This window comes from Acidisphaera rubrifaciens HS-AP3 (assembly GCF_000964365.1).
In the GTDB taxonomy this organism is placed as follows: domain Bacteria; phylum Pseudomonadota; class Alphaproteobacteria; order Acetobacterales; family Acetobacteraceae; genus Acidisphaera; species Acidisphaera rubrifaciens.
On record NZ_BANB01000819.1, the window covers coordinates 1 to 1,197 of the forward strand.

Consider the following 1,197-nt stretch of genomic DNA (forward strand, 5'->3'; position numbering starts at 1 on the left):
CGCCGCCCCGGCGGTGTCGCAGGCGCTCACGCCATGCAGGTCGAAGGTCAGGCGCTCGCCCGGTGCCGCCTGTCGCGCCGCCGCCATGGCCGGCGCCCAGACGCGCGCGGCGCCCGCCGCATCGAGCCGTCCGATGAAGACGATCGTTACCCCCGTCGCATCGCGTGCCGTGCGGATCGCGGCGACCGGCTCAGCCACGCTGCGGTCGCGTCAATGCGCCAGCCAGGCGGCGAACTTGCCGTCGAGGCGCTCGCCGTTGTCGTGCCAGAAGCCCTCGTCGGCCACCAGCGCGCCCGACAGGTTGGCCGGCAGCAGCGGCGAGTTTGCCTGCGCCGCCGCGGGCAGAAGGTCGGCCGACCCCTTGGCGAAGCCGGCGATGCCGGTGCGCTCGAGCAGCCGTCCCTCCAATGCCGGCAGGCCAAGCAGATACAGAAGCTGCTGCGCCTGCTGGCCGCGCGGGGTGTCGCGGGCGATCGCCCACCAGTCCATCGATACCACCGCGCCGGTCCACTGCGCGCCGAAATGCCTCCCCTCCGACGCATTGGCGGCAAGCACCCGTGCGTTCGGCGCGGCGACCATAAGCACCGCGCCGCTGCCAAGGATGCGCGTCGCCTCGCGACCGGTCTGCCACCAGTCGAGATAGGGACGGAGCTGGTCGAGCTTACGGAAGGCGCGGTCGGTGCCGTCGGTGCTGCGCAGCGTGCGATAGACGTCGCCCGGCGCCACGCCGTCGGCCAGCAGCGCGATCTCCAGCACGCCGCGCGCGCGCTTGGGCAGCGCGCGCTTGCCGGGATAGCGGGCGATGTCGAAGAAATCCGCCCAGGTGGGCGCGCCCTTCACCTTGTCGCGGTCCCAGGACAGCAGCAGCGCGTGGGCACCGGCGCCGACGCCGCAGTCGTTGGCGGCGCCCTGCACGTAGTGGTCACGCCCGCCGATCGCCGCCCAATCGAGTTTCTCGACCAACCCTTCCTGGCACGCATCCGCGAGTTCCTGCGCGGTGAGCTGCACCACGTCCCAGCCGCCCTTAAGCCCGGTGCGCAGCGCGTCGAGCCCGCCGGTCCAGACATCGAGCCGCGCCGGCACGCCGGTCGTCTGCGTGTACGCCGTCAGCGCGAGGCCGCGCAGGGCGTCGGCCCAGGCGCCGTCGTGGCGGCTGACGACGGAGAGCGTCTGCGCGGCGGCGTCGCTTTTTGCCGA

2 protein-coding genes are annotated in these 1,197 nt (G+C 73.2%); both read right to left on the reverse strand.

The window, feature by feature from the left end:
* The coding region (locus B8460_RS18130) for a hypothetical protein (protein WP_048863024.1) at positions 1 to 198 on the reverse strand (198 nt) is incomplete at its 3' end.
* A gap of 12 nt (positions 199 to 210) precedes the next feature.
* Positions 211 to 1,197: extracellular solute-binding protein (locus B8460_RS18135; protein WP_048863025.1), on the reverse strand; the 987-nt coding region annotated here is incomplete at its 5' end.